Source organism: Kitasatospora sp. NPDC001527 (assembly GCF_040298605.1).
Taxonomy (GTDB): Bacteria; Actinomycetota; Actinomycetes; order Streptomycetales; family Streptomycetaceae; genus Kitasatospora.
In genome coordinates this window covers 54,673-79,368 of sequence record NZ_JBEPAM010000031.1, presented here as the reverse complement: position 1 = coordinate 79,368, position 24,696 = coordinate 54,673, and the positions used below count along the sequence as shown (strand labels likewise).

Here is a 24,696-nt window from a genome sequence, read left to right as displayed (position 1 = left end):
GGCATGGGCCCCACGCTACGGCCGTCACGACGAGGCGGGGGCCTCCACCGGGCGCTTGAACATCCGGGTGGCGGTGATCTCGCCGTGGATGGCCGGACCGTCCGGGTCCTGCGGAGCCGGCAGGCCCGGCCGCAGGTGCTCCTCCACCGAGATGTACTTGAGGCCGGCCCGCAGGTCGGCGTCGTTGCGCAGCCGGATGACCAGCGGGAACTCGGCGAGCGCGGTGGTGTCGAACAGGCCGGTGGTGTAGATCAGCTGGACGCCGAGGGCGTCGGCCACCGCGCGCTGGAGCTCCAGCAGGTAGGTGGCGTTGGCCCGGCCGATCGGGTTGTCCAGGAACAGCGTGCCCGCGTGCCGCAACTGGGACTGGCCCCGGTCGTTGGCGCGCAGCGCGGCCATCGTGCAGTACAGCGCGATGGCGGCGGTGAGCAGCTGACCGCCGGAGAACACGTCGGACATCTGGCCGACGCTCACCCGTTCGGCGCGCAGCACCGCGTCCGGCTTGAGGATCTCGACGGCCACGCCCTTGGGGCCGATCGCGGCGGCGACGCCGCGCAGCAGCAGGGACATGCCGTCGCGGCGCAGGTCGCTGTTCTTGCGGACGGCGGCACGGGTGGCCTCGTCGATGACCTCGCCGAGGCGCTCGACCAGGGTCGCGTGGTCCGGGTCCTCGAAGCGGATCCGCAGGAACTCCTGGCCGGACCACTCCCCCAGGCCCTCGGGCAGGCGGGAGAGCCGCTGGGCGGCGCGCAGGGTGGCCAGCGAGGACTCGACCAGGCCGCGCAGCCGGTCGACGATCGAGCCCCGGTTGCGCTCCAGCTGGGCGAGCTCGTCGGTGAGCACGCGCAGCCGGGGGGCGAAGGCGGCGGCCCAGTTGGCGGCGTGGTCGGGCAGCGCGGAGGCGGGCAGTTCGCGGATCTGCTGGCGGGCCGGGGTGCGCACGGCCTCGTAGCGGGCCGCGTTGGCGTGCCGGACCAGGGCGTCCGAGGCGTCGCGGACGGCGAGTTCGGCGGAGGACAGCTCGCCGGCGGCGGTGCGCAGGGCGCGGCGGGCCTCGGCGGCGGCGGTGCGGGCGTCGGCGAGCGGGCCGAGGTAGGGCTCGACCAGGGTCTCGGCGTCGTCCTGCTGCTCGCGCAGGCCGTCGCGGAGCTGGCCGGCGTGCTCGTCGAAGTCGGCGGCGGCGGCCTGGGCGGCGTCGAAGGTGCGCTGCAGGTCGGCGTGGGCGGTGCGGGCGGCGTCGACGGCCTCGCGGCGTTCGGCGAGCCGGCTGGTGGCGCTGCGCAGCAGGATCTGGGCGTGCTCGGGGTCGGTGGGGACGAGGTCCTCGGGCAGCTCGGTGTGCGCCTCGCCGTCCGCGGGGGCGGAGCGTTCGGCCTCGCCGCGCAGCCGGCCGAGCTGCTCGCTGGCGGCGGCGGAGCGGGCCTCGATGGTGGCGACGAGTTCCTCGGCACGGGCGGCGGCGGCCTGGCGGGCCGGGCCGTCGGCGCCGTCGGGGCTGTTGAGCAGCTCCTCGGCGCGGACGCGGACCTTGTTGGTGAGGCGGTCGAGTTCGGCCGCGGCGGCGGCCTCGTCTCCCTCGGCGCGGGCCTGTTCGGCGCGCAGGTCGGCGCCGACGCCGACCTTCTCGTAGAGCTGCGAGGCGGAACGGTAGGCCTCGCGCAGCTCGGGCAGCGCGGCGGGGGCGGCCTCGGCGGGCTCGTCGGACTGCTCGGCGGCGGCGATCTCGGCCCGCTCGGCCCGCAGCGCGCGCCCCGTGCGGCGGGCGTCGTCGGCGGCGCGCTGAACGGCCCGGCGGTCCTCGTCGCAGGTGCGGGCGCGTTCGGCGCAGACGGCCTGGCGGCGGTCGCACTCGGCGGCGTCCTCGGCGAGTTCGCGCCGGCGGCGGCTCCAGTTGGCGCGCTCGCGCAGCCGGAAGGCGAGGCCGGAGAGGGCGTCGGCGCGGCGGCGGGCGCGCTGGGCGACCTCGCGGTGCTCCTCGTGGGCGGAGGCCGCGGCGGCGTGGTCGGTCTCGGCCTCGTCGTGCTCGGCGCGCAGGGTGGCCAGGGCGGCGGCGGCCTGCTCGGCGTGCTCACGGGCGGCCTCGGCGGCGGCGGCGAGTTCGGCCAGGGTGCCGGGCGGGCAGCTGGCGTGCCAGGAGGCGAGCCGGGCGGCCAGCGCGCGGTCGCCGCCGAGGCGGGCGGCGAGTTCGCGGATGTGCTCCTCGCGGGCGGTGGCGCGGGCGCGCAGCTCGCGGCGCTCGTCGTCGGCGGCGGACTCGTCGTGCATGGCCGGGTTCGGCGGCACGAGGAAGAAGGCGGGCTCGTCGGTGATCGGGGCGATCAGCGAGGCGGCGGCGCCGACGGCGACGGTGGAGCGGGGCAGCAGGGCGGCGGCGCGCAGCGCCTCGCGGGCCCGCTCCAGGGAGTTGGGGTCGGTGACGACGACGCCGTCGACGAGTTCGGGGCGGGCGGCGAGGATCGCCTCGTGGTCGGCCGGGTCGACGGACTGGGCGAGGTAGCGCCAGCCGGGCAGGGCGGGGATGCCGTGCTCGGCGAGGTACTCGACGGTGGCGAGCACGTCCGGGCCGGGCGGCAGCAGGCCGCCGTCGCCGAGCGCGGCGAGGATCCGGGAGTCGTCGGCGGCGGCGGTGCGCAGGTCGAACAGGGTGCGTTCGGCGGTGGCGATGGCCTCGTCGAGGAGTTCGCGCAGGTACTCGGCGTTGCGGTCGAGGACGGCGGGGGTGAGGAAGCCGGCGTCCTCCTCGGCGCCCGACCCGTCCTCGCTCCAATCGGTGGGTGCGGGGGTGAGGGAGAGCAGGTCGGCGAGCCGGGGCTCGGTGGCGAGCAGGGCGGCGGTGCGCTGCTCGGTGGCGAGCGCCTGGGCGGCGGCCTTGCGGGCGTCGGTGGCGCGGGCGGCGGCGAGTTCGGCGCGGCCGGTGCCGGCGGCGGCCTCGCGCAGCCGGGCGGCGGCGGACTCGGCGGCGGTGCGGGCCTGGGCGAGGGCGGCGGCGGCGGCCTTCTCGACGTCGGCGGCGTGCAGGGCGGCGCGGGCCGGGTCGACGTCACCGTCGGTGTCGATGAAGCCGGCCTCGACGGCGGCGGCGGTCTCCTGCTCGACCTCGGCGAGGCGCTGGCGCAGGTGCTCGGCCTCGCTGCGGGCCTTCTGGGCGGCGGTGGCGGCCTCGGTGGCGTCGCTCTGGGCCTTGGAGCCGTCGGCCTGGAGCTCGGCGGCGCGCTGCTCCTCGGTGTCGGCGCGGTCCTCGGCGGCCGCGGCGGCGCCCTCCAGGGCGCGGGCCAGGGCGGTGGCGGCGCGGGCCCGGGCGGCGAGCGCGGGGGCGGCGTCCAGCTCGGCCTCGCGGATCGCGGCGGCGACCCGGCCGACCCGGTCGGCGGCGGCGCGGTGGCGCAGCACGGCCTCGGCGGCCTGCCAGGCGGCGTGCAGGGTGCGGGCGTCGGTGAGTTCGCGGCGCAGCGCGGCGGCCTCGGCGGTGGCGGCGGCCAGTGCCAGGGAGGCGTGCCGGTGGGTGAGTTCGGCGGCGATCAGGGTGTGCCGGGTGCGGTCGGTCTCGGCGGCGGTGACGGCGCTCGCGGCGGCGGCGACCTCGACGGCGAGGTCCTCGGCGCGGTCGCGTTCGGCGGTGGCGCGGGAGGCGAGGGCGTGGGCGAGCCGGCGGGTGCGGCGTTCGGCGGTGCGGTGGGCCTCGCGGACGGTCTCGCGGGCGGTGGTGGCCTCGGCGATCCGCTCCAGCAGTTCCAGCGAGCCGGCGGTGAAGTCGCGTTCGGCGGTGAGTTCGGAGCGCAGGCCGAGCTTGGCCGCGAAGCCGTGGACGAGGTCGGCGAGGCCGTCGGTGTCCCGGGTGTCGGTGACGGCGCGCAGCAGCAGGTCGGTGAAGTCCTTGTCCTGCTTGACCGCGAAGAGGCCGGCCGCCTCGCCCTCGTCGGCGTTCATCTCACGCTGGTAGCGGAAGAGTTCGGGGTCGAGGCCGAGCTCGCCGAGGTGTTCGGTCCAGCGGTCGTGGCCGTCCTCGAAGACCAGGTCGAGGTGGGGGTGGGCCTTGCCGGCCTCGGTGAGGGCGTCGCGGAAGCCCTTCATGGTGCGGCGGCGGCCGCGGGCCTTCTGGTCGCCGGCCAGGCTGACCCGTTCGGCGACCGGCAGGGAGTCGAGGGTGAGGCCGGGTCCGGGGCGGAAGGAGTACCAGGTCTCGGCGAACTTGCGCGGGTCGGAGGAGACCTGGCGGCCTCGCCATTCGCTGACCTTGCCGACGACGATCGGCTCGCCGGTGACGGTGTGCTGCCACTCCAGGGCGACGTGGCCGCAGTCGTCGGCGAGCAGGAACTTGCGGAGCACCCCGGAGCTGGCGCCGCCGAGGGTGTTGCGGTGGCCGGGGAGCATGACCGAGAAGATCAGCTTGAGCAGGACGGACTTGCCGCCGCCGTTCTCCAGGAAGAGCACGCCGGCCGGGGCGGGGCGGCGGACCGGGCCGTCGGTGTCCTCGCCGAACAGGCCGATCTGCCGGGGCACCGGGTCGGCGACGGGCTCGCCGACGCCGCGCAGGTCGAGCACCGTGTCGGCGTAGCGGGCGCCGGCCGGTCCGATCGAGTAGAGGCGGACCCGGTTGAGCTCGTACATGTGCGGCGGTTCTCCAGGAGGCGGGTGGGTCGGAGGGTGGGGCGCGGGGGTCAGAGGGAGTGGAACGGCAGTCCGGCGTCGGCGACCAGGTCGTCCCCGGTGTCGGGGGGCAGCAGCGAGGCGGTGCCGTCGGAGACCGGGACGACGCCGAGGTCGAGCAGTTCGGCCATGGCGGCGGTGCCGGCCAGGTCGCGGACCTGGAGCTGGTAGCGGGCGGTGGTGCGGTAGGTGCCGCCGGCGTCGTCGGAGACCTTCTGCAGGAAGCCGGAGTCGACCAGGAACAGCACGGCCTTGGCGACGATGCCGATGGTCGAGCCGGAGAGCCGGCGGGCGTCCTTGGTGGCGCCGGTGGCGGTGCGCCGGGCCCAGACCCGCCAGGCGGCTTCCAGGCCCGGGGCGTCGCTCTGCGGGTCGGTGTTGTCGCCGTCGGCGGCGGCCTGTTCCTCCAGGCGGCGGCAGGCCTGGCGGACGAAGGAGTCGATGCCGTTGACGGTGATCCGGCCGAGGTAGCCGTCGTCGGCGAGGTCCTCGGGGCGGGGGAAGGCCATCGCGGCGACGGCCAGGTGGGCGAGGCCGTGCAGGAAGCGGTCGGTGGACTCGGAGGCGGCGCGGCGCGAGTAGTCGCCCATCCGGACGGCGAAGAGGGAGTCCTCGGCGGCGGCGACGGCCATGCCGGCGCGCGGGGAGACCTCCAGGACGACCAGGCCCATGCCGGTGGCGACGGCGTCGGCCAGGCGGGCGAAGGGCGGGTCCTCGCGGTGGCGGCGGACGAGCTCGGCGTACTCGGCGTCGCGGGCGGGGAGCAGCTTGGCCTGGAGGCCGAAGGAGACCAGGCGGGCGGCGTCGGCGACGTCGGCCGGGGTGATCGGCGCGGGGGCGGCCGGTTCGGTCTCGGGCGCCCAGGACGTGTCGTGGTGGGTCGTCACGGGCGGTGCTCCTCGGGGGCGTTGCGGGGGGTGCGGGTGGGGTGGTCGGCCGGGCGGACGGGGGTCAGCCGGCGTCCTTGCGGTCGGCGGCCATGCCGACCGCGTCGAGCAGGGCGCTGCCGACGATGAGGTCGGCGCCGCCGAACTCCCTGTCGTGCAGCGGGGTGCCGTCGTCGACGGCGAAGAGCAGCCGCTCCTCGCCCTGCCGGTAGGCGGTGCCGACCGGCGGGCTGGCCGCGTGCACGGCCAGCAGGGCGACCAGGTACGGCAGGTCCGCGTCCTGGTCGCGGGCCTCGGCGAGCAGGCCGGAGAGCCGGCGGGGCGCGTCGGGGGGCAGGTCGAGCAGGACGAGGGCGGCTTCCAGCTGCTCCTCGGTGAACCGGCTGTCGTCGGGGGTGGCGACGAGGTCCGGGTCGGGCAGCTCGGCGCCGAGGTGCTCGCGCTCGACCGGCGGGGTGAGCAGCAGGTCCACGAGGTCGGCGACGCGGACCGAGACGGGGGTGCGCAGGCCGGTACCGCGGGCGAAGAACGCGCCGGTGGGGCGGACGGCCTGCTCTATCGGCAGCCGGAGCACCGGGGCGAGCAGCTGGCCGTAGAGGTCGATGCCGCTGCGGGCGCCGGGGGCCGCGAAGGCCTGCCGGTCCTGCTCGGCGCGGAACAGCGGGCCGGCCTCCAGGAGCCGGGTCTGCAGCTGGGTGTGGCGGCGGATGCAGTCCTTGACGATGTCGACCAGTTCGGCGGCGCGGCGCTTGTGCTCCGGCTCCTCGGCCTCGTCGCGGGCCTTGCGGATGTTGGTGAGGATCGCGTTCTCGTGCCGGTAGCGGTCGGCGATGTGGTCGAGCGCCTCGTCGATGAGGTCCGGGATCGCCCGCATCCAGTCGACGGCGCGGACGTTGCGGCGGGTGGCCTCCAGGGCGCGGCGCAGCGTCTCGGCGTACTGGACGGTGCGGTAGCGGGCCTGCTCGGCGGCGAGCTGGGCGTCGGCCAGGCGTCCGCGCCGGATCAGCACCTCCAGCTTGACCTCGGCGGCGATCTGGGCGGAGGTGACGTCGGTGTCCAGGGCGCCGACCAGGACGTTGACCGCCTCGTCGGTGGTGCGCAGGTAGACGCCGCCGTCGGGGCCCGGGACCTCCTCGATCAGCTTGAAGTCGTAGTCGCGGCGGACGTAGGCGCCCTCGGCGTCGAAAGTGCCGTAGACGGCGCGGAAGCCCCGGTCGACGCTGCCGACGTTGATCAGCGAGTCCAGCACCCAGCGGCCGACCCGCTGGTGCTCGGTGGTGGGGCGGCCGGGCGCCTGGGCGGCGACCCGGGGCTGCAGCCGGGCCAGCACCGTGTCGCGGTCGGCGCCGGTGTCGAAGTCCATGGCGAGGGTGACCAGGTCGATCGCGGCGAGCCCGACCTCGGCCATCGCGTAGCCGCCGTACTCGCCGGCCAGCATGACCTTGCGGTTGTCCAGGTCGTGCAGCGGGGCGGTGCAGGCCAGCGCCTTGAGCCGGCGGGCCAGGCCCTCGTCGGCGGCGGGGCCCGGCGCGGGCCGCGCGGCGGCGACGGCGGACCCGGCGGGCGGCCGGGGGCCGGGCTCGGTGGGCTGGTCGGCGATGACGGTCACGGGGGACAAGACTAGAGGCAGGGGCCGACATCGACCGAAACGGACCTTCCGGACAGCCGTCCGGCGCCCGCCGACGGCTGGTTGAACGCATTCGATTCCGGCTCCAGGGCCGGAGCCGAGCAGACGGGAGCGGCCCGGCCCGCCGATTCGGCGCGCCCTGACATGCCGCCGTTCCCGGGGACGGGCGGACCGCCGCGGGGCATTCCGATCTCCTGGCGGTTTATCGACATGTCGTCCGGAATCGCGGGCGTCGCCCCCCTGTTCATCGGGCCCCGCACCCTGGGGCCGCTGGTCGAGAGGGCCGAACGCGCCGAGCGCGCCGACGGGGCGGGGCGCCGTCCGGCCACCGCGACCGGCCGACCGCGACCGGACGGACCAGCGGCGCGAGGCGCGCCCCTGCCCAGGCCCTACCATCTGGCTCAACAGCTGCTGGAAGGCGGACGGCGTGGCCGATGCGGTGATCGATCTCAATGCGGACCTCGGCGAGGGGTTCGGGCGCTGGACGCTGACCGACGACGAGGCGCTGCTCTCCGTCGTCACCAGCGCCAACGTCGCCTGCGGCTTCCACGCCGGGGACCCGTCCACCATGCGCCGGGTCTGCGCGCTGGCCGCCGAGCGGGGCGTGCGGATCGGCGCCCAGGTCTCCTACCGGGACCTCGCGGGCTTCGGCCGCCGGGCGATGGACGTGCCGCCCGAGGAACTCGCCGACGAGATCGCCTACCAGATCGGCGCCCTCCAGGTCTTCGCCCGCGCCGCCGGCTCCCGGGTCTCCTACGTCAAGCCGCACGGCGCCCTCTACAACCGGGTGGTCGCCGACGCCGAGCAGGCGGAGGCCGTGGTCGCCGGGATCCTGCGCTCCGGCGCGGTCAGCGACGGCCCTCTGCCGGTGCTCGGCCTGCCGGCCTCCCGGCTGCTGACCGTCGCCGAGGGCGTCGGACTGCCGGTGGTCACCGAGGCGTTCGCCGACCGCGCCTACACCTGGGCCGGCACCCTCGTCCCGCGCCGCGAGGCCGACTCCGTGATCCACGACCCCGAGAAGGTCATCACCCGCGCCGTCGGCATCGCCCGCGACGGGTCCGTGGAGGCCGTCGGCGGCGAGTCGATCGCCGTCGAGGCGCGCTCGCTCTGCGTCCACGGCGACACCCCCGGCGCCGCCCAGCTCGCCTGGCGGATCCGCGGCGCGCTCGCCTCGGCGGGCGTCCGGGTCGAGGCGTTCACGTGACCGGCCCGGAGGCGGCCGGCGTCGGGCCGGTGGCGGTCCGGCCGGGCGACGTCCGGCCGGTGGGCGAGCACGCGCTGCTGGTGGAGCTCGCGGGCACCACCGAGGTCACCGCCCTCCACGGGTGGCTGCTGGCGCGCCGGGAGGCGGGCGAGCTGCCGCCGATCGGGGAGATCGTGCCCGCCGCCCGGACCGTCCTGCTGGACGGCGTGCCGGACACCGGCGCGCTGGCCCGGGTGCTGCGCACGGCCCGCCCGGACCCGGCGGCCGCGGCGTCCGGACCGCTCGTCGAGGTGCCCACCGTCTACGACGGCGCGGACCTCCCCGAGGTGGCCCGGCTCTGGGGCGTCTCCCCCGAGGCGGCCGTCCGGATCCACACCGAGCCCGAGTACGTCGTGGCGTTCTGCGGGTTCGCCCCCGGCTTCGGGTACCTCACCGGACTGCCCGAGCGGTACGGGGTACCGCGCCGCGCCACCCCGCGCGGCAGCGTCCCGGCGGGCTCGGTCGCCCTGGCCGGCCCCTACACCGGCGTCTACCCGCACCCCTCCCCCGGCGGCTGGCAACTCCTCGGCCGCACCGGCCTGCCCCTCTGGGACGCCGCCCGCACCCCGCCGGCCCTCCTCGCACCGGGCACCCGCGTCCGCTTCACCCCGCTGCGGGGAGGCACGGCGTGACGGATGGGCTGGTCGTGGTGCGGCCGGGGCCGCTGAGCACGGTGCAGGACCTGGGGCGGCACGGCGTGGCACATCTCGGGGTGCCGCGGGCGGGGGCGCTGGACGGGCCGGCGCTGCGGGCGGCCAACCGGCTGGTGGGCAACGAGCCGGGAACGGCCGCCGTGGAGGCCACCCTGGGCGGGATCGCCCTGCGGGCGCTGCGGCCGCTGGTGGTGGCGGTGACGGGTGCGCCCTCGCCCGTACGGGTGGACGGCCGCCCCGCCGCCTGGGGCGCACCGGTCGCGGTGCCGTCCGGCGCGGTGCTGGACGTCGGTGCCGCGACCGCCGGGGTGCGCTCCTACCTGGCGGTGGCGGGCGGGCTCGCCGTCCCGCCGGTGCTGGGCAGCCGCTCGGCGGACCTGCTCTCCGGGCTCGGCCCGGCCCCGCTGGCCGCCGGCGACCGCCTGCCGGTCGGGCCGCGCCCGCCGTACGGGCCGGTGCCGGAGCTGGTGCCGCTGCCCGCTCCCCCGGCCCAGCTGGTCCTGCGACTGAGGCCTGGCCCGCGCGCCGACTGGTTCGCCCCCGACGCCGCGGCCCGGCTCGCCCGGGCGTCCTACCGCGTCGCCCCGGCCAGCAACCGGATCGCGCTGCGCACCGAGGGCCCGCCGCTCGCCCGGGCCCGGCAGGACGAACTGCCCAGCGAGGGCATGGTGCTGGGCGCCGTGCAGGTCCCGCCGGACGGCCTGCCGGTGGTCTTCCTGGCCGACCACCCGACCACCGGCGGCTACCCGGTGATCGGTGTCGTGCCGCCCGCCGACCTGGCCGCCGCGGCGCAGGCCCGCCCGGGTACGCCCGTGCGCTTCCTCGTCCTCCCGAGCCGCCCCGTCGCGGGCTGACGGCCCCTCGGCCGGGCGGTCACGGGCCCCGCGCGGGGCTCGCGCGGGCATGGTACCGACCGGGACCGCCGGATCACCGGATCGTCCGGCGGGCCTGCGGCGCCCGGACATGCGCGGATCCGAGGACGACCTGGCGACTCAACAGGGCCAGGGCGACCGCCCGTTGGCGGCCGTCGACGACGGGCGCGCCGTCCTCGACGTCCCAGAGGACGTTCTGCAGGACGCGGGCGAGGGTCCAGCGGACAGCGCGGTCGCGGTCCAGGGCCAGGCGGTCGGTCATCAGGTCGAAGCGGCGGCGCAGGGCACCAGGCAGGTCGCCGGTGGCGGTGAGGTCGGACCAGCGGTTCCCCAGGGCGGGGAGGAGTTCGAACCCCGGGTCGCCGGCCAGGGGCTTGGGGTCGATGGCGAGCCAGGACGCCCGCGCGCCGGGGCCGGGCGGGGCGAGCACGTTGCCGTAGTGCAGGTCCCAGTGGAGCAGCCGGTTGCCCGGCTCGGGCCGGACCTCGCGCAGGGCGGCCGCGAGGTCGGCGAGCAGCCGACGGTCGGCCTCCTCGGCCAGCGCGCAGCGCGCCTTCGGGACGTCCGCCAGCATGGCGTCCGCGATGTCCGCCAAGCCCCGTACCCCGCACTGTGCCTGACGTGCCGTCAATTCTGCCAGCAGGTCGGCGATGACGCCGGCGGCGGCCAGGTCGTCGGGGACGGCGAGCAGGGAGCGCGCGGGGTCGAGGCGTTCCAGCAGCATCGAACCGGTGGCCGGGTCGTGCTCCAGCAGCCGGACGGCGCCCCGGCCGTCCCAGGCCCGCAGGGCGAGCGGTTCGCCGGCGGTCTCCTCGTCCACCGGCTGGAGCTTGAGCACGGCGTCCGTGCCGTCGGCCCGCCGGACGGGCAGCACCAGGCCGACCACCCCGTGCGCGGGCTCACCCTCGATCCGCAGCTCCCAGCGCTGCGCCACCTCCGCGGCGAGCGCGGGCAGCCGCTCGACCCAGGCGCGGCCGTCCGCCCCGAGGGAGGCGGCCAGCGCCTCGGGTACCTGGATCCGCATGGCGGCACACTCCTCACGACGGGACGACGGGACGACGGGACGACGGGACGACGGGACGACGTTACGCCAGCGCGCCGGCGACGGCCTTCGCGAAGCCGTCCGGATTGTCGATCATGATGTTGTGCCCGCAGTCCGGCACCGCCTCCAGCACCACGCCGGCCTCCCGGAGTCCCTGCGCGCCGGACAGCTCGCCGTCGGCCTCCGGGTGGAGGAAGGCGCGCGGCAGGTCCAGGCCGTGCAGCTGCTCGCGCAGGCTCGGCACGGTCGGCAGGCAGCGGTGGACGGCGGTGCGGTGGAGCGCCTCGGGGCCGGCGAGCCGCATGGTGGCCCACCAGAACGGCCCCGCCCACTGCTCCACCTGCGCCCGGCCGCCGGCCAGGAACTCCTCCTCGGTGAAGGAGGCGATGCCGTTGCTGCCCGGGCCCGGACCGGGGGCGACCGGGTCGATCACGGCGTCGACCAGCACCAGCCCGGCGACCAGCCCGGGGTGCCGGTGGGCCAGCTGGATCGCGACCGCGCCGCCCAGGCTGTGGCCGACCACCTCCACCCGCTCCGCCCCTGACGCGCGGACGGCCGCGGCGACGGCGTCGGCGTGCGCCTCCAGCGTGTAGGGGAAGTCGGCGGGCCGGTCGCTGATGCCGAAGCCGAGCAGATCCAGCAGCAGCGAGCGGTGGCCGGCGAGCAGCGGGTGGGCGGCGGCCGCGGCGTAGTAGACCGGCGAGCTGGCGCCGAGTCCGTGCAGATAGAGGCGGACGGGCTCCCGGCCGGGGATCTCCACCCAGCGGATCCGGTCGCCGTTCGGGGTGACGGTGGCGTCGCGCACGGTCGTGCTCCTCCTGCGGTCGTCGAGGCGGCGCCCCGGGCTCTTCCCGGGGCGCCGGAGAGACCATACCTCGATGCCGAGGTATAACAACATCGAGATATCGGCGGCCGGATCTGAGAGAGTGACCCCATGCTGAAGCTCGCGATCCTCGGGTTCCTCCACGACCGGCCCCTGCACGGCTACGAACTGCGGCGCCACCTCGCCGGGCTCGCCGGCCACGTGCGGCCGATCAGCGACGGCACGCTCTACCCGGCGATCAAGCGGCTGGAGACCGACGGCCTGCTGGTGCGCACCGCCGAACCCGGCGCGGCGGCCGCACCCCGGCACACCCTGCGGCTGACCGACGCCGGCCGGTCCGCCCTGCTGGAGCGGCTGCGCACGCCGGACGAGCTGGACGTCAGCGACGAGAACCGCTGGTTCACCGTGCTCGCCTTCCTGCGCCACCTCGACGGCGAGCCGGCCGCGCAGGCCGCCGTGCTCCGGCGCCGCCTCGCCTTCCTCAGCGAGCCGGCCAGCTTCTTCTACGACGGCGACCGGCCGATGGGCGCCGAGGACGTGGCCGATCCGTTCCGCCGCGGGATGCTGCTGATCGCCCGCGCGACCACCACCGCCGAACTGGACTGGCTGCGCGCCACCCTCGCGGAGCTCGACCGGGCGGTCTGAGCGCGCACGCGGAACGCCGCGGCCCGCACCCGCCCCGCGGAGGGGGTGGGTGCGGGCCGCGGCGTTCGGTGCGGGCAGCGCGGGGCCGGAGGTCAGTGCCGGTGGTAGGCGTGGACCACGGCGTGGCCGCGGCCCTTGCCGATCATCCACTTGTTGACCGGGACGGTCAGGACGAAGGCCAGGACCAGCGCACCGGCCAGCGCGATCCAGAACAGGATGTCGCCGAGGCCCGCGTCCATCGCGCCGGGCACGGTCATCATCACGCCGTTGTCGATGATCTCCATCACGATGATCGAGACGGTGTCGGCGGCCAGGGCGACCTTGACGGCGGTGCGGACGTCCAGGCCGGCCTTGAGCACGCCGCGCATGGTCAGCGCGTAGCCGAAGACGAAGGCCAGCAGGATCGCGAGCACCAGGGTGGCGCCGTTGCTCAGCCCGAAGGCGGTGCCGAGCACCATGCCGAGGATCTCGCCGATGGCGCAGCCGGTGAGGCAGTGCAGGGTCGCCTGCGCCGCGGCCGCCCAGGTCACTCCGCCACCGCCGTGCCCGTGGTGCGCGTGGTGCGCGTGGTGCGCGTGCGGGTCCTGGTGTCCGGCGTGCTCGTGGCCGTGGTGCTCATAACCGACGTGCTGCTGGTGGTCGTGCTGGGCGGGGTGTGCCATGTCGTCCTCCACGTGCTCGTTTCCTTGGCCGTGCTGCCCGGTTCGTCGATGACTATATACCCCCCTGGGGTATCTTCCAAGCATGATTTCGCACGCCCTCTTCCCACCTCGCGCCCACCGTGCTCGGATGGTTCGCATGGCTGACGAACCGCATCACGAACTGCAGGGCGAAAGCCCCACCCACCACCGCGAGGGCTACCGGGGCACCGGCCCGGGCCCGATCACCCCGGACGGCTGCGCGGTCGACATGTACGCGCGGCTGCCGGTCAACGACGAGCCCGAGGTGATCGCGGGCGCCGTCCCGCCCGGCGCGAGCCTGCTCGAACTCGGCTGCGGCGTCGGCCGGATGACCCATCCACTGCTGGAGCTGGGCTTCCGGGTGACGGCGGTGGACGAGTCCGCCGAGATGCTGGAGCGGGTCCGCGGGGCGCGCACCGTGCTCAGCCCGATCGAGCGGCTGGACCTCGGCGAGCGCTTCGACGTCGTCCTGATGGCCTCCTTCCTGGTGCACGCCGGCAGCCCGGAGGTCCGCCGGGGCCTGCTGGACGCCTGCCGCCGGCACGTCGCCGCGGACGGCTGCGTGCTGCTCCAGCGCGAGGGCGAGGACTGGCAGACGAACGTGCCGCGCGAGCGCCCGCTGGGGAAGGGCGGGCTGGTGCGGGTGGCCTCGGCCACACCGGTGGCCGAGGGCGTCAACCAGGTGCACGTCGAGTACGAGTTCCCGGACGCCCGGTGGACCCAGACCTTCCTGTCCCACCCGATGAGCCGGGCGGAGTTCGAACAGGCCCTCGCCGAGGCCGGGCTGGTCGTCGACGAGTACCTCACCGAGGACCGGATCTGGGTGCGGGCCCGGCCGGTGGCCGCCTGACGGGCGAGGGGACACCGGTCGCGGGAGCGGCCCCCGAGAGTGGGGGCGCGCGACAGGCCGTCACCCGAACGGCGTAGCATCAGGCGGACGCCGGGCCCGCGCGCGGCCCGAGCGCCGGGCGGGACCGGTGGTTCGCCTGCCCTCGGGCCGCGCCGCCGGACCGCGTCGGCCGGTTCGCAGGGCCGTTCCCGCACCGACCAACAAGGAACGCTTCATGCGCATCGAGCGACGGATACCCCGGGCGGGTGTCCGGTGATCGAATGGTTCCACGGGGCCGTCCTCGGCCTGATCCAGGGGCTCACCGAGTTCCTGCCGATCTCCTCCAGCGCCCACCTGCGGGTCATCCCCGCCCTGCTCGGCTGGCAGGACCCGGGCGCGGCGTTCACCGCGGTGACGCAGCTCGGCACCGAGACGGCGGTGCTGATCTACTTCCGGCGCGACATCGCCTCGATCGTCAGGACCTGGACGCTCTCGCTGTTCCGGCCCGCGCTGCGCTCGCACCAGGACGCCCGGATGGGCTGGTTCGTGATCATGGGCACCCTGCCGATCGGCATCCTGGGCAAGCTGTTCCAGGACACCATCGAGCAGGACCTGCGCGACCTGCGGATCATCGGCAGCACGCTGATCCTGTTCGGCGTGATCCTGGCCGTCGCCGACCGCACCCGGGCCGTCCGGTACGCCAAGCCGATCACCGAGCTGACCCTGCCGCACGCGGCCGGCTACGGCATGGCCCAGGCGCTCGCGCTCATCCCGGGCGTCTCCCGCTCCGGCGGCACGATCAGCGCGGGCCTGCTGCTCGGCTACAGCCGCGAGGCGGCGGCCCGGTACTCCTTCCTGCTGGCGATCCCGGCGGTGCTGGCCTCCGGCGTGCTGGAGCTGTTCAAGATCGGTGAGGGGCCGGCACCGGCCTGGGGGCCGACCATCCTGGCCACCCTGATCGCCTTCGTGGTCGGGTACGCGGCGATCTCCTGGTTCCTGAAGTACATCTCGAACAACAGCTTCATGCCGTTCGTGGTCTACCGCATCGCGCTCGGCATCCTGATCATCGTGCTGGTCTCCGTCGGCACCCTGACGCCGGACGCCGGCGTGGTCGCCAAGTAGCGGAGAACGAGAACGGCGTTCCACCCGGGAACGACGAAGCGGGCCGGTCCATCCGTGGCGGATGGACCGGCCCGCTTCCGTCTCGGCGGGGCGGCGCTCCCGGTGGCGCTACCGGCGGCGCTCGCGCGCGGCGGTCAGCCGGCCCCGGACGGCGGCGTGGACCTCGGCCTCCTCGGCCGGGTCGGCGGCGAGCCGGCGCAGGCGCTCCAGCACGCGGGCGTCGCCGGTGGTGGCGACGTGCCTCGCGGCGAGCTCCCGGGTGGACTCCTCGCAGTCCCAGAGGCACTCGACGGCGGGCCCCTCGGGGAAGTGCACATCGGTCGCGGCGAGCGCCCGGGCGGCGCGGCCGCGCAGTTCCGAGGAGACGGCCTCCCCGTAGATGTGGCGCAGGACCGGGACGGCCCCGGTGGCGGCCAGCCGCCCCGCGCCGTCGACCAGCGTCCCGAGCCCGGAGTCGGCACCGGAGACCCCGTGGAGCGAGATCCAGCGCCGCAGACCGGCCACCACCAGCGGACCGTCGGCGGGCTCGCCCGCGTCGGCCAGCAGCCGGACGGCGGCCTCGCCGAGCGCGCTGTCGGCGCCACCGGTGGCCGGGTCGGCCCAGCGGCGGGCCTGGGCCAGCGCCTCCGGACCGCGCATCCGGCCGAGCAGTTCCAGGGCGAACCGGACCAACCGGTCGTCCACCTCGGCGGCGGCCGCCTCGATCAGGCCGGCCGCGGCGGGATCGCGCTGGTCGACGAGGTAGCGCAGGGCGGCGCGGCGGGCACCGGGCAGGCCGGTGCGGGCCGCCTCCAGGACGGCGGGGCGGTCCTCGGGGCGCACCACGGCGGCCAGGCAGCGGGCGGCCGCGGCGGCGCGGCGGTCCACCGCGTCCGGCCGGGCCGGGGAGTCGGCGTCGCGGGAGGCCTCCGGGCGGACCGGGCCGCCGGCGAAGGCGGCGGCGCCCAGGCCGCCGAGCTCACCCTGGTCGGCCCAGGCCAGGACGTCGGCGGTGGACCAGCCGGGGGTGACGCCGCTGCGGTTGAGCTGGCGCTGCCACAGGTCGAAGGGTGACTGCTCGGCCGCCGCCGCGACTCTCGGGTGGTACGCCGCCCAGAGCCGCCAGGGCCGGGGCTCGTAGGCGGCCCGGATGGTCTCGCGCAGCTCGGCGTCGCCCTCGGGGCCCGGCGGGAAGTGGTCCAGCACGGCGGTCCCGAGCAGCAGCAGGCCCCGGTCGTCGTCGCGCAGCGCCAGCTCGTCCAGGGCCCAGGCCCAGTTGGTGCCGGTGGCGGCGTACGTGCGGAGCATGAGGAGGGCGTCCCGGCGGCCGTACGCGGCGAGGTGCCCCAGGACGGAGAGCGCGAGGCCGGTGCGGGCCTCGTCCTCGTCGAGGAGGTCCTCCGCCGAGTGGAGGTGGTCCTCGATGCCGTCGAGCGGCGCCTCCAGTTCCATGTAGAGGCGCGCGTAGTAGAGGGAGCGGTTCTCGACCTGCCAGTCGGCTCGCGGATCCCTGGTGACGCACTCCTCCAACGCGGCGATGGCCTCGGTGCGGTCGGCGGCCAGCGCATGGAGCTGCCCGTCACCGCGACCTCGCTGCAGGAGGCCGAGGAGGCTGGCACTGGGCGCTATCACTGGCTCGAACATGAGGTCAGCATCCGTTGCGGCGGTCGTAGTGGCAACGGGATTTCCGTCGCCGGGGTCTCTGGTCGGTACTGCGGTGGGCGCCCGGGCGCCGGAATCACCGAAGGTTACCGCCTCGGACAGCCCGTCGCACACAGGGCGACCGACCCTTTGTGCGCACTGGCATATGCCGGAGGTACTTTGTCGGCGTTCTGTCCAAATCACCCTCGGACGTCGGACCACTGTGCGACAGTCGTTCCCACCGCCGGTCGGCCGACCGCTCCCGAACGGATGACTGGACAAGCCATGCCCATGACATCGACGTCCGGCCGCGACACGGTTGCCGCGGCCGAATGGGACCTGCACACCGACGACGTCCGCTGGTCCGCCGAGGCCTACCGGCTGCTCGGCTGCGACCCCGGCCACGGCCCGCTCAGCCTCGACCGGCTGCCCGACCGGCTGAGCGAGGCGGACCGGCCGCAGCTGCGCCGGATGATGACCGACGCGCTGGTGCACGGCCGGTACGCCGTCGGCACCCTCCGGGTCCGCCACCCGGGCGGCGGGCACGGCACGGTGGAGTGCGCCGGCGAACCCGTCCTGGGCACCGACGGCACCGTCACCGCCCTGCGCATGCTGCTGCGCCCGGCGGACCCCTCCTAGCGAGGAGCGGGGAGCCGCGCGCGAGGAGCGGGCAGCGGGTCAGGCGGGCTGCGGCCGGTTCTTCACCCCCACCGCCCGCAGCTCCCGCCCCAGCTCGTCCCGCAGCTCGTCCACCACCGGCACCCCCCGGTAGCGCGCGGTCAGCCGGTACATCTCCCGCAGCCGGTCCCAGGTGCGGTGCGAGGAGTTCTGGCCGATCAGGTTCAGCACCATCTTGACCTGGGTGTCCGCCGCGTCCGGCTCACCACCGAGCCAGTGCACCGAGGCCAGCGTGATCCGGTCGAACAGCGCCGAGCGCAACTGCCCCGTCCCCTCCCGCAGCCGGATCACCCGCTCGGCCTGCCGGCGGGCCTCCCCCGCGGCCGCCAGGTCGTGCTCGGCGAGCGTGCGCAGCACCAGCGCCTGCATCCCGCGCAGCTCCGCCTCGTCGAACACCTGCATCCAGGACGGCGGCGGGCCGTCCGGGTCCTCCGCGAAGAGGTCCTCGGCCTCGCCCAGCAGGCGCCAGGTCGCCTGCGACTGCCCGATCGAGGCGTACGCCCACGCCTCGACGGTGTTCAGCATCGCCCGCGTCCTCGGCAGCATCCGGCCGCCGCTCGCCCGGGCCGCCGCCATCAGGTCGATCGCGTCGTCGGCCCGGCCCAGGTGCACCATCTGACGCGCCGCCCGGGAGATCGCCTCCCCCGCGCGCGGCCGGTCACCGGCCTCCTTAGCCGCCTCCGCGGCCAGCATGAAGTACTTCTGCGCCGTCGGCTCCAGCCCCACGTCGTGCGACATCCAGCCCGCCAGCACCGCGAGGTTGGCCGCGACCAGCCACAACCGCCGTTCGACCGGCGCACTGTGGCGGTGCGTCAACAAGCCACCCACCTCGTTGAGTTGACCGACCACCGCCTTGCGCTGCAGACCGCCCCCGCGGGCCGCGTCCCAGGCCCGGAACACCTGCACCGCGTGCTCCAGCGCCTCCACCTCGTCGGACCCGACCGGGCCCGCGTCGTACAGGTCCACCACCGGCCGGGCACCGCCCTGGGTGATCACCCGCCGCGGTCCGGGCGCCGAGGCCGCGTACGCGACCGCGTCCCCGCCCAGCCAGCCCTTCAGCGAGTCGGCGATGACCGCCCCGGCCGTGAGCGCGGCACCCGCGCCCACCAATCCACGTCGGTTCAGCATGAGGTCCATTCCCGTGAACTCGGTGAGGACCGCGGCCGTCCGATCCGGCTCCCATGGCGACGTGGTGGCGGACTGCGCCGCTCCGGTCCTGGTGGGCCGGTGTCGTTCCAGACCGAGGTCCTCAGTGGTGACGACACGGCCGAGCCGCTCCGTGAACACGGCTGCCAGTACCCTCGGCACCGGATCGCGCGGGATCTCCCCCTGCTCGATCCACCGCCGCACCCGCGAGGTGTCGGTGGACAGCTGCTGCTGCCCCATCGCGGCACCGCGCCTGTTGACCAGCCGCGCCAGCTCGCCCTTCGACCATCCGGTCAGGACGAACAGATCGGCGAGTCGGGTGTTGGGTCCCCTGCTCACGTGAAGCCCCCAGGTTCCTCGGCTGATCCGAGGCTAGAGGCTCCGTCACGTGCCGGGCGAGCATTCGCCAGGCTTCGCCAGGGTCCGCCACATTACCAACCACCGTCCCGCGGGTGTGATGTAGAGGTGCGTCACCTCGCCCCCGGGTCGGGCGGCGTCCCAGACCGGTTCGGGGGTTCCCCCGCGCGGGCCGCGGGGCGTCCCCGGTCCTCACCCGAGGGGGTGGCGCGGCCGGGTGGCGCGGGGGCGCCGGGCACGGCCACGGCAGAACCGGCCGACCGCATTCCCCAGGGTGCGGACGGCCGGTCCACCGCCGCAGCACGGGGTTCCGGCCCCGGCGTCCGTGCCCGGCGCCCGCGCACCACCCGCCGGACCGACCAGGCCCCCCGCCGGACCAGGAACCCGGCGGCAACGGCCTCCCCCGCCCCCGCGGGGTGCATCCGAGACGGACAAGGAAGGGACCTCCCTCACCCCATGTACTCCTCAGCGACCTCCCCGACGCCGACCGCGCCCCGGACCGCGCTGCGCCCCCCCACCGCAGCCGCCGGCCGCCCCGGCCCGAAGCAGGTCCCGCCGCCGTCGCGGCCGGTCGCCCCGCGCGGACCCGTCGACGGCCGGCCCGCGGACCCCCGGGGCCAGGCCGCCCGGACCGCGCTGGGGCTCCGGCCGCCCGAGACCGCCGGCCCGGCCGGCTCCCGTGTCCCCGGGGTCCGGATCCCGGCCGCCCGGCCCGGCGACGGCCGGCTGCTGCGCCCGCCGACGCGGCCGGGCCAGCCGGTGGCGCAGGAGCGGATCGACCCCTCGGCGCTGCAGACGCCCTCCGTCCGGGCCGCGCTCGCCGGCGTCTCGCGGATATGTCCCGCGTTCACCCCGCGCCAGGTGCTGCGCGAGGGGAGCCGCCACATCCTGGTCGCGGGGACCATCGGCCGGGCGCCGGTGGTGGCCAAGTGCCTCGCCCCGCAGGCGGTGCGGAGCGAGTACTTCGAACAACTGGTGGCCGACTTCCACCACGAGGTGGCGGTCTACCGGGCCTTCGTGCGGCACCGTCCGCCGGTGCGGCTGCCCCGGCTGGTGGCCGCCGACCACGACCGCTGCGTGCTCGTCATGGAGCGCGTGCCCGGCCGGCCCGCCGCCCGGGAGCGCCACCCGGCCAACGCGCCCACGCCGGGCGAGGTCCGGGCGCTGCTCACCGCCGTCCGGACGCTCAACCTGTGGCGGCCGCCGACCGACGTGTTCCAGCCCCGGCTGGACTACCAGTTGGAGATCGCCCGCTACCACTCGGTGGGCCAGCTCACCGACCGGGACGCCGGGGACCTGCGCGGCCTGCTGCACGGCCTCGGGCACGCCCCGCTCCAGCTCTGCCACGGCGACGCGCTGCTCAGCAACATGCTGCTGGCACCGTCCGGGCCGGTCCTGGTCGACTGGGAGCAGGCCGGCTGGTACCTGCCCGGCTACGACCTGGCGGTGCTCTGGAGCGTGCTGTCCGGGGACACCGCGGCCCGCCGGCAGATCAGCCAACTCGCCCAGAGCGGCGGCACCCTGGCCCGGGACGCGTTCCTGGTGAACCTGGTGCTGGTGCTGATGCGCGAGATCCGGCTGTACGACGTGCCGGGCGCCGGCGAGGAGCAGCGGATCATGATCCGCCGGCTGTACGACGACGCCGCGCTGGCCCGCCGCGCGGTCCGGGCCGCCGTCGGGACGCGGTGAGGCCCTCCGGCCGACGGCGCCCGGTCAGTGCCGGGCGCCGCGGTCCAGGGCGGCCCGGCCCGCGGCCTCCAGGACGGCCTCGTCGGGGGCCAGGTGGACCCGGCTGCTGAGCACGTCCCGCAGGTAGCGCTCCAGCGGGTGACGGCGGCTCAGTCCCGGGTTGCCGGTGAGCGAAACGGCCTGCTGGACGGCGGATATCGCCGCCCGGGTGGCCAGCAGGTGGGCCGGGCCGGTGCGGGCGACCGCGTCCGGCTCGGCCCGGTCCACCCGGGGGGCCAGTCCGTGGACCAGTTCCTCGGCGCCGATCAGCTGGGCCTCGATCTCGCCCAGCGCGCTGCGGTAGCGGGGCAGGCTGCCGAGCGGCTCGGTGAGATTGGCCGGAGTTCGCTGGTGCAGGAACCGGACCAGCCAGTCCTGGGCCGAGCGGGCGACCCCGACGGCGACCGCGGAGAGCGCCAGATCGTGCCAGGCCCGGGCCAGTTCGGCCGCCGGAACGACCCCGGCGGCCGAAGCGCCACCGGGGCGCGCGGCGGAACCGGTCGCGCCCTTTCCGGTACCGCCCTTCGACGGATTCAGGCCGAGCGCGAGCTCGGCGGGCACCCGGACCTCGTCCAGCACCACGTCGTGGCTGGCGCTGGCCCGCAGGCCGAGCTGGTCCCAGGTCGGGTCGACCTCCAGGCCCTCGCTCTCGCCGCGCACCAGGAAGGTGCCGGTCCGGGGCTCCGGTTCGTCGGTCCGGGCGGTCACCGCCATCCAGGCGAGCGCCTCGGCGCCGGTGCAGTACGTCTTGCGGCCGGTGAGCCGCCACCCGGTGCCGTCCCACCGGGCCAGCGTGGACGGCGGCTCGCCGCTGCGGCCGCCGGGCTCCACGTACAGGGTGTTGACCAGGGCCGGGCCGCGCCGGGACTCGGTGAGCAGCCGCCGGTAGCCGGCCGTCGGCCAGTTCGCGGTCCGCGCCTGTTCGGCGTGCTGGAGCAGGGTGAACGCGGTGACCACGGCCACCGAGGCGTCCCCGCGCCCGAGTTGGGCCAGCACCTGGACGGTGTCGGCGAGCGAGCCGCCGGGCCCGCCGTACCGCCGGTCGACGGTCAGGGTGAGCAGGCCGGCCTCGTGGACGGCCTCGATGCCCTGGTACGGGAAGGTGGCGTCGCGGTCGTGCTCCTCGGCCCGGGCGGCCAGCAGGTCGACGACCCGGGGCAGCCGGGCGAGGGCGGCCTCGACGGGGGACGGGACGGCGGGCGACTGGTCGGCGATGGTGGTGCTCATGGGGCTGGTGCCTCCGGGCGGCAGCGTGGGCTCTGACTCCTCGACGCGCCGAGACGGGCGCGCGGTACCGGGAGGCGACCCCGGAGGTCGGCGGAACACCCGCCCCCGGAACCCGGGCTCAGCGGAACGGCCGCCCCCGGACCGGCGCCGGCCGAACGGCCGGCCGCCCGCCGCCTCGGGGACGAATCCCCCTCAGTGACCCGGACACGCCGCGCTGGCGGTGCGCCGCAGGTCGAGGTAGCTGCGACGGGTCAGCAGCGGGAGACGGCACGGCATGTCCGCGACTTTACGAAGCCGTGATCGAGGCCGTCAAGCAGCGTCCGGGGCCCGGAACGCCCGGGGCGGCGGGAGCCCGGCGAGCAGCGGGACGAGAAGCGGAACCCTGCCCTCCGGGGCACGGTTCCGGACCCGGTCAGCCCTGCTGGAACATGTCCGCGGGCAGCGGCTTGAGCAACTGGTAGAGGTCGTCCGAAATCGGTCGGTCCCAGGAGGCGATGGTGACCTGCACTCCGTCACTCCGGCCGAACTGGGCACAGAAGACCCGGCCTTCGCTGACCTTGACCTTCTTCACGATCAGCAGGTCGTCCCCGAGCATCACCGGGAAGTCCTCCGCCGAGACGAACTCGACCGGTTCCTCGTCCTCCAGGGCCGCGAGCAGCTGGCGCACCTCGAAGGGCACGCTGTCGCCGGTCTCCCGGGCCGGCGAACCCTCGGGGAGGTTGCCGATGAACATCGCCGGGCCTCTGCCGCCGAACAGGTCGTAGCGCAGGAAAATCCCCTGGCAGGAACCGTCCGGGCCGGTCATCATGGCTGCGCCGAAGTCGCCCGGCCAGTCACCCGGGTCCATGGCGAGCACGTCGAAGTCCGGGCCGGTGGGCTGACCGGAGCGACGGCGGAGAAAAGACATGGGAACATCGTACGTGCCCGGCAGAGCGCCTTCGCGGGGTGGGTGGGGCACCGGACGGAGATCCACGCTCAGAGACCAATGTTGACTCTGAGCAACCGTCCGGGCTACGTTCGGTTCAGCACGACAGCCGTTCTGGGTTTCACCCTTCGGGGGGACGGCATGTCGCAACGCGGCCCTACACGCGTTTCCCTCACTGTGCACACCGTCGTGCCGATCCGCCGAGCACCCAGCTTCGACGTCGCACACCGCACAGCACACAAGCCAACAGTTCCATGCATCACAAGCAAGGTCCGCGGGGCCCCGGCCCGTCGCTCCCGCGGATCTGCTCGGGACGCCGCCGCGTGGGGGCGTGCGGGTCCCGAGCACGGCACCGTCCTCCGAGTCGCTCTCGGAGTCGGCGCCATCCTCCCGGCGACTGCCGGCCCTTCGTGGGCCGGGACCGGCCGACGCACCCCGGTGCGCAGGGGATGACTGGGAGGAGACTCGGCAGCGCTGCCGGGTTGCACAGCAGGCGCCGTGTCTGGCCGCGTGGGGGCGGTGGGCACGGCGTCTGCCTGTGCTCATACTCTGAGCTGCGTTTGTCCACCAGTCAACAGAAATTATGACAGGGCACGCTCAAATGTGATCGGAACGATGACCGCCGGAGACCTTCGGGCTCCGAGCGGCGTACCGGACGGCGTCCCGGCCCGCCGGGGGCGTCCCCTCCGCGGCACGGAGGGGACGCGGAGGGGTCCGGTCAGGTGAGGTCGAACTCGCCGTCCCGCGCGCCGAGCACGAAGGCCCGCCACTCCCCCGGTGTGAACACCAGGACCGGGCCGTCCTCCTGACGGCCGTCCCGCATGCCGATGTAGCCGTCCACGAAGGCGATCTGGACGTCGCCCACGCCCTGGCTGCTGCACAGCCAGGTCGCCCCGGTGAAGTCCACCTTCGGCTTCCCGTTCGCGCCGACCTCCGACGCTCCCGCCGGCCCGGCCTCGACCGACTCCACCCCGGTCCCGCTGTTGGCTGCCACTGCTGGTCTCTCCTCCCGACGGCCTGAACGGCCTCAGCCTAGTCACCCGCACGGCCCCGGTCAGCGGGATCGACCGGACTCCCCCGGCCGGACCGGCGGGCCGTCAGCGGCGCCGGCCCGGCCCCGCGGGGGCGTGTCCCGCGCGGGCGGGCGGCGGGCGAACTGCCAGAGTGTGGGGAGCCCGCCCGCACGCCCCGCCGGGGCCCTTCGAAGTCGGCCGGATCCGACCGAGCCCGATCGAATCCGCCCGACGCTCGACCGATCCCCGCCGGACCCCTCCGATCCCCTCCGATCCCCACAGATCCCCACAGATCCCCACAGATCCCCACAGATCCCCACAGATCCCCACCGAGCGCCCCGAGGAGCAGCCGATGAGCCGCCGGGACGGCACCCGCGCCGATGTCATCCCCATCTCCGACGCCCCCTCGGCCCATCCCCCGGCGCCCCGCACCCCGCCCGCCCCACGCCCCCGGCCCACCCCGGGCCGCCCGCCCGCGCACGGCCGGGTCGGCGTCGTCCTCGTCTCGCACAGCCAGGAACTCGCCACCGCCGTGCGCGCCCTCGCCCTCGCGCTCGCCGGCGACGACTCGCCCGCCCCGGTGGCCGCCACCGGCGGGGGCCTGGTGGACGGCCCCGGCATCAGCGCCGTGCTGGTCGCCGCCGCCACCCGGCGGGTCGACCAGGGCCACGGCGTGGTGGTGCTGGCCGACCTCGGCGGCGCGGTGACCACCGTCCGGACGCTGCTCGCCGACGCCGACGAGCACGGCCTGCCGTTCCCGGTCCGGTTCGCCAACGCCCCGTTCGTCGAGGGCGCGGTGGCCGCCGTCGCCACCGCCACCGCCGGCGGCGACCTCGCGGCGGTGCTGGACGCCGCCGAGGAGGCGTACCGCCAGCCCAAGGGCTGATCCCGGCCCGGGGCCCACCGGGGCCTCCGTGGCCGCTTCCGGCCGT

Annotated in this window: 20 protein-coding genes; 9 read left to right on the top strand and 11 right to left on the bottom strand. The window is 75.9% G+C overall.

Annotation, left to right across the window (positions count from 1 at the left end; genetic code table 11):
• Positions 1-24 precede the first annotated feature (24 nt).
• The 3 genes from ABT238_RS25230 to ABT238_RS25220 all read right to left on the bottom strand — a co-directional run bounded on the left by ABT238_RS25230 (position 25) and on the right by ABT238_RS25220 (position 7,134).
• Positions 25-4,608: a hypothetical protein gene (locus ABT238_RS25230; protein ID WP_350568996.1), complete on the bottom strand. Its 4,584-nt coding sequence runs from the start codon at positions 4,606-4,608 to the stop codon at positions 25-27.
• Positions 4,609-4,658: 50 nt separating this feature from the next.
• Complete coding sequence (locus ABT238_RS25225; protein WP_350791373.1) at positions 4,659-5,534, bottom strand: hypothetical protein; 876 nt, start codon at positions 5,532-5,534, stop codon at positions 4,659-4,661.
• Positions 5,535-5,598: 64 nt separating this feature from the next.
• A complete protein-coding gene (locus tag ABT238_RS25220; protein WP_502884328.1) occupies positions 5,599-7,134 on the bottom strand; it encodes a hypothetical protein in 1,536 nt (511 codons plus the stop codon).
• Between the two features lie 454 nt (positions 7,135-7,588).
• Here ABT238_RS25220 and ABT238_RS25215 point away from each other — a divergent pair, with 454 nt between their 5' ends.
• From ABT238_RS25215 to ABT238_RS25205, 3 genes are read left to right on the top strand one after another with little or no spacing between them, the layout of a single operon-like run.
• The gene (locus ABT238_RS25215; RefSeq protein WP_350568992.1) at positions 7,589-8,365 is read left to right on the top strand and encodes a LamB/YcsF family protein; all 777 of its coding nucleotides are present in this window, start codon (positions 7,589-7,591) and stop codon (positions 8,363-8,365) included.
• Entirely contained in the window at positions 8,362-9,036 is a 675-nt protein-coding gene (gene pxpB, locus ABT238_RS25210; RefSeq protein ID WP_350791350.1) for a 5-oxoprolinase subunit PxpB, read from the top strand. Before ABT238_RS25215 ends, pxpB begins: the two co-directional genes overlap by 4 nt.
• Positions 9,033-9,911, top strand: coding sequence for a 5-oxoprolinase subunit C family protein (locus tag ABT238_RS25205; RefSeq protein WP_350791321.1), 879 nt, complete (start codon positions 9,033-9,035; stop codon positions 9,909-9,911). The genes pxpB and ABT238_RS25205 overlap by 4 nt, the downstream gene beginning before the upstream one ends.
• 73 nt (positions 9,912-9,984) lie before the next feature.
• On the opposite strand, the gene ABT238_RS25200 is transcribed toward ABT238_RS25205, so the two are convergent.
• Together ABT238_RS25200 and ABT238_RS25195 are read right to left on the bottom strand one after the other, a co-directional pair.
• Positions 9,985-10,953, bottom strand: a complete 969-nt coding sequence (locus ABT238_RS25200) for an aminoglycoside phosphotransferase family protein (RefSeq protein WP_350791306.1) — start codon at positions 10,951-10,953, stop codon at positions 9,985-9,987.
• A gap of 61 nt (positions 10,954-11,014) precedes the next feature.
• Entirely contained in the window at positions 11,015-11,776 is a 762-nt protein-coding gene (locus ABT238_RS25195) for an alpha/beta fold hydrolase (protein ID WP_350791281.1), read from the bottom strand.
• A 129-nt stretch (positions 11,777-11,905) separates the two neighbouring features.
• On the opposite strand from ABT238_RS25195, the gene ABT238_RS25190 reads away from it, so the two are divergent.
• Positions 11,906-12,439 (top strand): PadR family transcriptional regulator, encoded by a 534-nt coding sequence (locus ABT238_RS25190; protein ID WP_350568985.1) that lies wholly within the window; start codon positions 11,906-11,908, stop codon positions 12,437-12,439.
• Between the two features lie 92 nt (positions 12,440-12,531).
• Here the strand turns inward: ABT238_RS25190 and ABT238_RS25185 are convergent, their stop codons facing one another.
• Positions 12,532-13,101, bottom strand: coding sequence for a DUF4396 domain-containing protein (locus tag ABT238_RS25185; RefSeq protein WP_350791247.1), 570 nt, complete (start codon positions 13,099-13,101; stop codon positions 12,532-12,534).
• 136 nt (positions 13,102-13,237) lie between these two features.
• Between ABT238_RS25185 and ABT238_RS25180 the strand changes: the two genes are divergently transcribed.
• Entirely contained in the window at positions 13,238-13,969 is a 732-nt protein-coding gene (locus ABT238_RS25180; RefSeq protein ID WP_350791232.1) for a class I SAM-dependent methyltransferase, read from the top strand.
• A gap of 255 nt (positions 13,970-14,224) precedes the next feature.
• Positions 14,225-15,070 carry an undecaprenyl-diphosphate phosphatase gene (locus ABT238_RS25175; RefSeq protein WP_502884327.1) on the top strand — a complete coding sequence of 282 codons (846 nt, stop codon included), beginning with the start codon at positions 14,225-14,227 and terminating at the stop codon, positions 15,068-15,070.
• A gap of 108 nt (positions 15,071-15,178) precedes the next feature.
• Here the strand turns inward: ABT238_RS25175 and ABT238_RS25170 are convergent, their stop codons facing one another.
• Entirely contained in the window at positions 15,179-16,693 is a 1,515-nt protein-coding gene (locus tag ABT238_RS25170; protein ID WP_350568981.1) for a HEAT repeat domain-containing protein, read from the bottom strand.
• Between the two features lie 288 nt (positions 16,694-16,981).
• Between ABT238_RS25170 and ABT238_RS25165 the strand changes: the two genes are divergently transcribed.
• Complete coding sequence (locus ABT238_RS25165; RefSeq protein ID WP_350568980.1) at positions 16,982-17,329, top strand: PAS domain-containing protein; 348 nt, start codon at positions 16,982-16,984, stop codon at positions 17,327-17,329.
• Between the two features lie 39 nt (positions 17,330-17,368).
• Here ABT238_RS25165 and ABT238_RS25160 read toward each other — a convergent pair whose 3' ends face one another.
• Positions 17,369-18,853: a DNA-binding protein NsdB gene (locus ABT238_RS25160; RefSeq protein WP_350568978.1), complete on the bottom strand. Its 1,485-nt coding sequence runs from the start codon at positions 18,851-18,853 to the stop codon at positions 17,369-17,371.
• Between the two features lie 474 nt (positions 18,854-19,327).
• Between ABT238_RS25160 and ABT238_RS25155 the strand changes: the two genes are divergently transcribed.
• Positions 19,328-20,560: an aminoglycoside phosphotransferase family protein gene (locus ABT238_RS25155; protein WP_350568976.1), complete on the top strand. Its 1,233-nt coding sequence runs from the start codon at positions 19,328-19,330 to the stop codon at positions 20,558-20,560.
• 24 nt (positions 20,561-20,584) lie between these two features.
• On the opposite strand, the gene ABT238_RS25150 is transcribed toward ABT238_RS25155, so the two are convergent.
• The 3 genes from ABT238_RS25150 to ABT238_RS25140 form a co-directional block, all read right to left on the bottom strand.
• Positions 20,585-21,826: an acyl-CoA dehydrogenase family protein gene (locus ABT238_RS25150; RefSeq protein ID WP_350568974.1), complete on the bottom strand. Its 1,242-nt coding sequence runs from the start codon at positions 21,824-21,826 to the stop codon at positions 20,585-20,587.
• A 412-nt stretch (positions 21,827-22,238) separates the two neighbouring features.
• Positions 22,239-22,733 carry a hypothetical protein gene (locus ABT238_RS25145; RefSeq protein ID WP_350568972.1) on the bottom strand — a complete coding sequence of 165 codons (495 nt, stop codon included), beginning with the start codon at positions 22,731-22,733 and terminating at the stop codon, positions 22,239-22,241.
• Between the two features lie 736 nt (positions 22,734-23,469).
• Positions 23,470-23,721, bottom strand: coding sequence for a DUF397 domain-containing protein (locus ABT238_RS25140; RefSeq protein ID WP_350569024.1), 252 nt, complete (start codon positions 23,719-23,721; stop codon positions 23,470-23,472).
• A gap of 395 nt (positions 23,722-24,116) precedes the next feature.
• On the opposite strand from ABT238_RS25140, the gene ABT238_RS25135 reads away from it, so the two are divergent.
• Positions 24,117-24,650: a PTS-dependent dihydroxyacetone kinase phosphotransferase subunit DhaM gene (locus ABT238_RS25135; protein ID WP_350568971.1), complete on the top strand. Its 534-nt coding sequence runs from the start codon at positions 24,117-24,119 to the stop codon at positions 24,648-24,650.
• Positions 24,651-24,696 lie beyond the last annotated feature (46 nt).